This is a genomic window from Paenibacillus barengoltzii NBRC 101215, assembly GCF_004000745.1.
Classification (GTDB): Bacteria; Bacillota; Bacilli; order Paenibacillales; family Paenibacillaceae; genus Fontibacillus; species Fontibacillus barengoltzii.
On the sequence record NZ_BILV01000003.1, the window covers coordinates 1 to 9,144 of the forward strand.

At 49.1% G+C, this 9,144-nt stretch carries 7 protein-coding genes and 1 pseudogene; 3 read left to right on the forward strand and 5 right to left on the reverse strand.

What is annotated here, in order from left to right:
* A pseudogene (locus PBA01S_RS01765) lies at window positions 1-757 on the forward strand (GxGYxYP domain-containing protein); the annotation flags it as partial.
* Between the two features lie 70 nt (window positions 758-827).
* On the opposite strand, the gene PBA01S_RS01770 reads toward PBA01S_RS01765, so the two are convergent.
* From PBA01S_RS01770 to bioB, 5 genes are all read right to left on the reverse strand, one after another.
* Entirely contained in the window at window positions 828-2,765 is a 1,938-nt protein-coding gene (locus PBA01S_RS01770; protein WP_127575172.1) for an ABC transporter permease, read from the reverse strand.
* Window positions 2,762-3,517: an ABC transporter ATP-binding protein gene (locus tag PBA01S_RS01775; protein WP_127575173.1), complete on the reverse strand. Its 756-nt coding sequence runs from the start codon at window positions 3,515-3,517 to the stop codon at window positions 2,762-2,764. The genes PBA01S_RS01770 and PBA01S_RS01775 overlap by 4 nt, the downstream gene beginning before the upstream one ends.
* Window positions 3,518-3,616: 99 nt before the next feature.
* Window positions 3,617-4,624 carry a sensor histidine kinase gene (locus PBA01S_RS01780; RefSeq protein WP_085168869.1) on the reverse strand — a complete coding sequence of 336 codons (1,008 nt, stop codon included), beginning with the start codon at window positions 4,622-4,624 and terminating at the stop codon, window positions 3,617-3,619.
* Window positions 4,621-5,313 carry a response regulator transcription factor gene (locus PBA01S_RS01785; protein ID WP_127575174.1) on the reverse strand — a complete coding sequence of 231 codons (693 nt, stop codon included), beginning with the start codon at window positions 5,311-5,313 and terminating at the stop codon, window positions 4,621-4,623. Before PBA01S_RS01785 ends, PBA01S_RS01780 begins: the two co-directional genes overlap by 4 nt.
* Window positions 5,314-5,389: 76 nt before the next feature.
* A complete protein-coding gene (bioB, locus tag PBA01S_RS01790; RefSeq protein ID WP_127575175.1) occupies window positions 5,390-6,394 on the reverse strand; it encodes a biotin synthase BioB in 1,005 nt (334 codons plus the stop codon).
* A 193-nt stretch (window positions 6,395-6,587) separates the two neighbouring features.
* On the opposite strand from bioB, the gene PBA01S_RS01795 reads away from it, so the two are divergent.
* Window positions 6,588-7,778, forward strand: coding sequence for a M14 family metallopeptidase (locus tag PBA01S_RS01795; protein WP_085168866.1), 1,191 nt, complete (start codon window positions 6,588-6,590; stop codon window positions 7,776-7,778).
* A gap of 129 nt (window positions 7,779-7,907) precedes the next feature.
* The gene (locus PBA01S_RS01800) at window positions 7,908-9,083 is read left to right on the forward strand and encodes a hypothetical protein (protein ID WP_009223290.1); all 1,176 of its coding nucleotides are present in this window, start codon (window positions 7,908-7,910) and stop codon (window positions 9,081-9,083) included.
* Window positions 9,084-9,144: the final 61 nt, after the last annotated feature.

Consider the following 9,144-nt stretch of genomic DNA (forward strand, 5'->3'; position numbering starts at 1 on the left):
CATGGCGGGGACGAAAGCGAAGCCGGCCAAGCCGAACAAGCCGGTAACTCCGAAGTTGAACAACAAGATCTACGTGACCTTCACGTTTGGTGAGGGCGATAACCTGCAGTACGATCAAAATCATATGCGCAATCTTTGGGATGATCCTGCCCGCGGCCAAGTACCCATGAACTGGTCGGCTAGCCCGCTCCTCGTTGATGCGGCCCCTGCGATCTTAGACTATTACCAGTCCACCGCTACGAAAAATGACCTGCTGGTAGCCGGACCTTCCGGAGCCGGTTATTTCAGTCCGCAGGTTTGGCCGGAAGAGAGTTTTGCCCAGTTCATGAAGGATTCTTACCCGTATTTGAAGAAATCCGGCATGTCGTATCCTTTTGTTATCAACCGTCAAGACGCCCGTGACGTTCCTCTCACCGGGTCTAAAGCCGAAGCCTATGTGGAATATTTAAAAGTCCCTGGCCTGTTCCTTGGCGGCGGAAGCGAAAATTACGTAGAGATCGTCAACGGCAATCTACCAGTTTCATATTTCAAAGGCACGGCCACCGTCAGAGATGGAATCAACATTTTGAATGATGCGAAGGCTGCCTGGGACGGGAACTCGCCGATGTTCGTTTCTGTAGGGGTCAATGCTTGGAGCATGAGACCGTCGGACGTAGTAGCGATCACGGAAGCGTTGGGACCGGAATTTGAAGTTGTGTTAGCCGATACCTATTTTGCACTGATTCGGGAAGCTTACGGTCTTCCAAAGAAACCTTAACCCCATGAAATAAGGCGGGAAATGACCAATGAGGACGTTCCCGCCTTGCTTTGCTTGGATACTCTTTGTTCTATAACGATTCTTTGATCACTCTTTTATAGTAAAGGACCGACAACAATCCGAAAATCGAATACAGTATGGTATAAATCAGCATGACCAAGATCATCGGGATCCATAGCTCCGTCCCGAATAAGAACCAGCCGGAGCGGACGGCAAAATAACTATGCGACAAACCTACAACGAGCGGGATGCCAAAGTTAAACAACTGCTTATATTGAATGCCTCGGAGCAGGTTGCCTGGCGTAAATCCCAGCTTGCGTAAGATCGTGTAGCTTGGCTTCTCTTCTTCCCCTTCGCCCATTTGCTTGAAGTATAGGATACAGCCTGAAGTGATCAGGAACGTTAACCCGAGGAAACCCACAATAAACATGATCAATCCCATGTTGCTTCGTTGTTCTGTAATGATCTCAGTTTGAGACATCGCGCCTGGTTTCTTGTCGAAGTCTAACTCCTGATAGAGCTGGTAAGCTTGTTCCATCAAGTCGGGACTCACAACATCGATCCCATAATAGACCGGGTAGGAGCTTTGAAGTTCCCGATTCATATCTTGCATGAGTTGCTCGAAGTCGGCATGATCAAGGATGACTGACGGCAATGCTGAAGAAAAATGGAGGGATACCATCGCATCCTTCATCGTATCGATCACAGTCACTGGAATGGACTGCGAGCTCCCTTGTATCGTCATTTCCCCTTTTGACCGCAATCCCATGAACTGTTCCATCATATTGCTTGAACCAGCCAACATCGCTTCTTTTGGCCCCAGCTCCACCCCGGCAACTTCTTGTTCATCTACGACGGCCAATATCGTCAGTTGGCTATTCCGCCCGCTTATTGCAGATCCAATCAGGTTGGAGAGGTCGGCTTCGGCGATCACCACCTGGCGCCGGGTCTCCTGCGTTTCGATGCCAGCCGCCTTCAGAGCCTGCTCGAAAGCACCCACGTCCTTAGGATCTAACAGCGCGAAATGATTAGGTACGGATTGTTGAGCATTTTTTTCCGTTGAGTAATAAGAAATGTAGCTGAGCGACAACAAACCGATGGCCAGTGCTGACACCGTCGTGATAATGGTCAGCAGCAACGCGTTAGATTTCATACGGAACATAATTGAGGATAGGGACAGCACCTCATTTAACGAGAGATATCCCCCTTTCGCCTTCCGAACCAAATTGAAAATAAAACTAACCGAACCTTTATAAAACAGATACGTACCGATGATCACCGAACCTAGAATCTGAATCATGGCGAGGAAGAGCTCTCGTATTTCCGTATACTCACCGCTGAACAAATCCGCCGAAATCCGGTACCCATAGAGAATGAGCCCGATACCCAAAATGCCGATAACCACTTCGGATAAAGGCATTTTGCGATACACATTTTCCGTAGTGGAGGTCACTCGGAACAGCGACAAGATGCTTTGCCGTTTGATGAACATGTAGTTCATCAGCATAATCAGCAGGTAGATAGCCGCAAAAACTTCAACGGTCTGCACCAGCGCTTGCACAGAGAATCGCAGGCTCGCCTCGGCATCCACTCCGATGATCTGGAACAAGATCAATAGCAGCAACCGAGAGCAGGAAAAACCAACAAAGATGCCGATGAACATCGAACCGAAATAAAGAATGAGGTTTTCACTACTAAGGATGCCAAAGATCTTCCCTTTCGTTAACCCGATTAATTGAAAGAGACCAATCTCCTTACTCCGCCGCTTAATAAAGATGGTGTTGGCATACAGCAGAAAGATGGTCACCATTGCGATGAGCAGCACCGATGCGGCTTTTAATCCGGCGGCCCCTTTTACCGATCCCTTGATCTCATCTAGAGCCGGGTCATATTGCAAGGTGACAAATGCGAAGTAAAGCGCCACGCTGAAAATTAAGGCGAACACGTACAAGTAGTAGTTTTTTAGATTTTTCTTGAGATTGCGGTAAATCAGATGGGTCAGACTCATTCCTGCACCCCGCCCAATACGCCCTGCGCTTTGATGATGTCGTTGAAGAACGACTGCCGCGACTCGTCGCCTTTATTCAGTTGGGAATAAATTTGTCCATCCTTGATAAATACGACGCGGTTGGTGTAGCTTGCGGCCAACGGATCATGGGTGACCATAATAATCGTCGCCGCGATTTTTCGATTGAGTTCACTTAGCTTATTCAGCAGATCGGAAGCGGATTTCGAATCCAGTGCGCCCGTTGGCTCATCGGCAAAAATAATGCTCGGATCGTGGATAAACGCCCTTGCGGCGGAAGTCCGCTGCTTTTGTCCCCCCGATATTTCGTTGGGATACTTGTCTTTAATTTCGTAAATGCCAAGCTCGGTAGCGATCTCCTGAAACTTCAGGTCCGCCTCCTTGCGGGAGACTTTTTTGATCGAAAGCGGCAGCAGCACGTTTTCCTTGACGGTTAACGTATCCAGCAGATTATATTCCTGAAAAATAAAGCCGAGATGGGATTTGCGGAATTCGGCCAACTCCTTCTCCTTCAGCCCCGTGAACTCTTTGCCTTCAATTTTAATGCTGCCGAGACTGACCTTATCGATCGAAGAAAGCACATTTAGTAAGGTCGTCTTGCCCGAGCCGGACGCTCCCATAATGCTGACGAATTCGCCCTTCGCTACGTTCAGGTCAATCCCCTTTAACACTTCTTGACGATTAAATTTGTTGCCATAGCTTTTATGGATTTTGCTGGCTTCGAGTATTGCCATGATCAATCACTCCTTTGGTCTTGCCCTTATCTTAACTTACCCGGGAGGGACAATTCCTGCGATTTCCCGAACAAAACAAATGGGCATGTGACAATGTTGTCACATGCCCAGCATATGGACGTATGCATTACTTCTTGGGAAGACCAACGTCATCGCTGTGCCTTCGCCGGGCTTCGAGTCCACCTGGAGTCGGATCGACAGGGAATCCGCCGCTTTTTTCACCAAGTACAGTCCCATACCGGTGGCCGCGTGATCCTCATGATTTCGCGTGGAGGTAAATCCTTTCTCGAAGATGCGCGGCAGGTCTTTGGCATCGATCCCCCGCCCTTTGTCGCGGATGCATAGCCAGGTCTGTCCTTCCGGTGAAACCCCTGATTCTACGGAGATATCGGAGGCTTCGCTGTATTTCACCGCATTGGTTAGCAGCTGCCGAAGGATAAACGCCAGCCATTTTGCATCCGTCAGTACTTCTTGAACAGGCAGATGGACGTCAAAGCCGATGCCTTTTTGCAAGCACCATGCTCGTAGTTCCCGGATCTCTTGAACTAACAGCGGCTCCAGCTTCACTTGTTCGATGTAGAGATCGTTCTCGATAAACGGAATCCGCTTCTGGTGCAGCTGACGGTCTAGCAGCAAATGGATGCGCAGCCATTCCAAATGCAGCTGCTCTTTGAGCGGCTCGTTCCCCATTCGATCGATCATCAGGCGCATGGCGGTGAGCGGTGTTTTCACCTCATGAATCCAGGCCATTAGCTCATCCTTCTCCTCTTCCAGCTGGGCGACAAGCTGCGATGTCTCCTTGCGGAACTTGTCCGTTTGCTCGCTGATCCGGTCCATAACGATTCCCTCCAGCGGAGTTTCCGGCTCAGAGATGACGCTCAAATCATAGGTGTCGTCCCAGTTCGACAGGCTTTGATAAAACCGAGTTTCCTTCGGATACCGAATCAGTAGAAATGCCCCAAATCCCAAAATCGATAAGAAAACAATATACAGCATCGGCAAAAATGGAATCGTTCGGTCGATGGCAGCGACGAAGAGCAGCAAAAGCTGCAGGCTAAAGACGAGCAAGATCCAGCTGAGGCGCTCGCGCAAATATTGGCCGATCATAACACGTGAACCTCTTCGGTGGCCATATATCCTTGACCTACCTTGGTCTCGATATAAGCGTCCAGCCCGAGGTCCTCCAGCTTCTTGCGCAGCCGATTTACGTTGACGGTTAACGTATTATCGCTGACGAAATGCTCATTGTCCCATAAACTGCGGATCAGCTCCTCGCGGCTGACGATGCGGTTCTTCTGCTCCACCAGCTGCTTGAGGATGAGCATCTCGTTTTTCGTTAACTCGATCGTTCCCTGCTCGGACGTGACCGTGTTGCGCCCATATTCGATGGTCGCTCCGCGCCACGTTCGCAGCTCAACGCGTTCGGTATTATAATTGTAAACCCGTCGAAGCGTCGCCTGGATTTTGGCAATCAGCACTTCGAAATGGAACGGCTTCTGAACAAAGTCATCCGCCCCCAGCTGCATGGACATCACCATGTCAGTGGGATGATCGCGGGAAGACAAGAAAATGATCGGTACGTTGGAGCGGGCGCGAATTTGACGGCACCAATGAAATCCGTCGAACTTGGGCAGCTGGATATCAATGATCACCAGGTCCGGACGAACTTCCGTAAATTCCTCCAGTACATTGCCGAAATCCCGAACGCCATGTACGCCATAGGACCACTGCTGCAACCGCTCACTGATTTCTTGAAACAGAGAGGGATCGTCTTCGATTAACATAATTTGAAACAAGCGAATCACCACGTTATTAGGATTCTTTCCTTCATCCAGTTTACCGGATAACGTGACGTGGCGCTATCTTTCTATTTTATGAAACCGCAGTTTCTTCAATCTCAAAGCCTAGATCCTCAATCATTTGGTGATCCAAGGTGACATCTTGCCCTTTCGTCGTCATGTAGTCGCCTACAAAGATCGAATTGGCCGCATACAAGGATAGCGGTTGCAGCGTACGGAGACTGATCTCGCGGCCGCCCGCCACGCGGATTTCCTTCGTTGGACAAATGAAACGGAACAACGCTAATACCTTCAGTGCTTTAAGCGCCGGTACCCGCTCCGAACGTTCGAGCGGTGTCCCCGGGATCGCATTCAGGAAGTTGATCGGAATCGAATCGGCATCCAATTCGCGCAATGCCAAGGCCATCTCCACGATTTCCTCATCGGATTCACCCATGCCGATGATCACGCCGGAACATGGAGACATACCATGCGATCGTGCCGTTTTCACTGTTGCCACGCGTTGATCGTAGGTATGAGTGGTAGTGATCGACGGATAGTTCGCCCGGCTCGTATTCAAATTGTGGTTGTAGCGGTGAACTCCGGCTTCACGGAGCTTCTCCGCCTGCTCCTCCCTGAGAATGCCGAGGCAAGCGCAAATTTTCAGCGGCATCGTTGCGCGGATTTCAGCAACTGCTTCCGCAACCTGCTCAAGTTCTTTATCGGTAGGCCCTCTGCCTGATGCCACGATGCAATAGGTCCCCGCTTTGCGCTGCAACGCTTCACGCGCTCCAGCGACCAACGTCTCCTTGTTAAGCAGCGGATATTTTGAAATGGGAGCCGTCGAGATCAAGGATTGCGAGCAGTACCCGCAATCTTCGGGGCAAAGCCCGCTTTTGGCATTGATGATCATGTTGAGCTTCACTTTATTGCCATAGTAATGCCGTCTCACTCGATAAGCCGCATCCATCAACGGCAGCAATTGATCTTGGCTGGCATGTAGTACAGACAACCCCTCTTCTAATGTTAGAACTTCACCACATAGAGCTTTTTTGGCGAAGGTGTCCCAGCTCTGTCCTTCCGTCTTGCCTTGGTTCATTCCTCATCCCAGCTTTCTATGTTTAAATGTCTTATTGTTAACCTTAACTCTGTTTTTAGGTTAACAATATGGCTTTATAAAGTCTACAGGAAAGCTTACTGATTGTGAAGCAGGAATCCTTTATTTTTTGCATGGAGCGTGCTTTCTCCTACATAGGGTGTTATAGGGCAAAATTGTGCAGGAGGGATATGTTATGCGTATACAAGTGCGTTCGGGGGATACGTTATGGTACTACAGTCAAATTTTCCAACTGCCGCTGCAATTGATCGTCGATTCCAATCCAGGCATTCCAGCGGAGAGCCTTAGCGTGGGCCAGACCATCCACATCCCTGGTTTTGTCACCAGCGAGTATCAGGTGAAAGCCGGGGATTCCATCTGGAAGCTGTCCAGGGACCGCGGGGTTTCTCTGGATGTAATCCTGCTGCTGAACCAGTCGGTGAATCCAAACCACCTTACGATCGGACAACGGCTGCAGCTTCCGCTGCGGGTCACCTGGTTCGTGGTCGACATCCGCAAACCCTATGATTACGCCGCCTTGCGGGACGATTTAAACCGGTTGATGGACATTTATCCGTTTATCGCCTATCGGAATATCGGCAATTCGGTCATGAACAAACCGATCCCCGAACTACGCATCGGTAAAGGCAGCAAACAAGTGCATGTTAACGGAGCTTTTCATGCAAATGAATGGATCACGACGCCGGTGTTGATCAAATTCCTGAACCAATATCTGCTTGCGCTAACGAATAGCAGCACCATTCGCGGTCTGCACATGTGGCCTTATTACGAAGGAGCCACCCTCTCCATGGTGCCGATGGTGAACCCGGACGGCGTAGACCTGGTGATCCATGGATTGCCTGCCGAGGAACCTTACCGCAGCAATGTGCTGTCCTACAACGGCGGCAACACCGATTTTCAGGGATGGAAGGCCAATATCAATGGCGTAGATTTGAACGATCAGTTCCCGGCGTTATGGGAACGTGAGGTTGCCAGAAACCCAGTGGAGCGCGGTCCACGGGATTATCCAGGCACCGCCCCGCTGACCGAACCTGAAGCGATCGCCATGGCCAACCTGGTTCGGCAGAGCGATTTTGATCATGTCTTGGCCTTCCATACCCAAGGGGAGGAGATCTATTGGGGCTTTGAAAACCGCGAACCGGCGTATGCTGAGACGATCGTAAACGAGTTCGCCCGGGTCAGTGGCTACAAGCCGGTCCGGAACGTGGAAAGCTATGCCGGATTTAAGGATTGGTTCATCTATGAATTCCGGCGTCCCGGATTTACGATCGAACTCGGAACCGGCGTAAATCCGCTGCCGTTATCCCAATTCGACGAAATTTACGAGGAGAGCTTGGGGATCTTGCTGGCGAGCTTGTATATGTAAACGAAGATTATAATGTGTGCGTGCGGGACTTTCCTAATAAAGGAGCGTCCCGCGTTTTTTATCGCTAATGACCTATCTTTTAGATTCCGATATACGTTAAAGAAGATATTTCCAGAAAGGTAGGTTGTTATGAAAAAGATCTGTTCAATTCCTGTTTTTTTAGTTATTTTAGCATTCCTTAGTCAAGGAACCGTACACAGTCAATCTCCCGCAACCTTCGACTTGGAGGTCGACTCTTCTCCATTTCAAACTACTCCTTCCGACTTGCGCAAGCACCCTGCGGAGCTATTATTTCGTTGGGGAGCAAATCAGCATATTATTGATGGCTTTCCAGATGGAACTGTTAAGCCGGATCAGCTTGCAAGTGAAGCTGAATTTTTGAAAATGATGTTTCGGGGGTTTGGCCTTGCGATGCCGAGTGCTTCCTATAACGACGATTGGATGGACGGAGTATATCAGATGGCAAAAGTGTATCGATATCCGGCTGCAGGCGTCATTGATCCGAGTGCAAGAAAATCGCCAATTACACAAGGACAAGCCATTCAAATCATTGTTGCTGCACAAGGGCTTAATTTCCAGGAGTCGGACGCCTTCGCCTATGCTCTTTCTCGCAGTTGGCTTCCAGGACAGCCGACATCATTGTCTCAGTTCGATAAGGATCGCAAGCTGACAAGAACGGAAGCGCTTGAATTGTTACGTCATTTAACCGTCAACGGAATGATGAAGCTCGAAATGAGACCAGTTGAATTTTCTTCAAGAGAGGCACTCTCCGCAGAAGATTCTAGTGAAGTGAAATCGTTCCCTTCTTTTAGCTTGGTTAATCTACCGGCGGATGGGCTTACGGTTAAGATTGGTGATGACGTATTACGGCTAGGAGATACACGAACAAAGCTTGAGAAAACATTAGGGCAAACTAGCGAATCCGGGATCATGAATAAACAGATCTATCCCTTACTAACAGTTCATTTTAATGAAGAGAACAAAATGGATTATTGGTCCGTAGATCAATGGAACGTAGAAAGCACGGATGAATCCATCACCACAAGCTTGGGGATCAAGTTAGGCGTCAGCAATCTCTTCGACGTACTCGAAGCCTACGGTACAACGGGATATGCAGGACAAGGGATAGCCGACTATTTTTATATGCTCCAGGATGATGGTACATTTCAGGCTGTCCAAGCAAATTATATCTATGACCACAGGAATGAATGGAATAAGTTCTATCATCTAGCTTTCTTGATTGATCGCGATACATTAATGGTTACCCAGATGCTTGCAGGATGGCTTCCCTATTCCATGTATTGATAAATCAAATTTGTGAAGAAACGGGCATTTTTCATATAATAGAATAACCACGATAGTTGAT

Coding starts and splice junctions, on each gene's coding strand:
- bioB (WP_127575175.1), bottom strand. CDS start 6,394: ATGAACCAAGGCAAGACGGAAGGACAGAGCTGGGACACCTTCGCCAAA.
- PBA01S_RS01795 (WP_085168866.1), top strand. CDS start 6,588: ATGCGTATACAAGTGCGTTCGGGGGATACGTTATGGTACTACAGTCAA.
- PBA01S_RS01775 (WP_127575173.1), bottom strand. CDS start 3,517: ATGGCAATACTCGAAGCCAGCAAAATCCATAAAAGCTATGGCAACAAA.
- PBA01S_RS01800 (WP_009223290.1), top strand. CDS start 7,908: ATGAAAAAGATCTGTTCAATTCCTGTTTTTTTAGTTATTTTAGCATTC.
- PBA01S_RS01770 (WP_127575172.1), bottom strand. CDS start 2,765: ATGAGTCTGACCCATCTGATTTACCGCAATCTCAAGAAAAATCTAAAA.
- PBA01S_RS01780 (WP_085168869.1), bottom strand. CDS start 4,624: ATGATCGGCCAATATTTGCGCGAGCGCCTCAGCTGGATCTTGCTCGTC.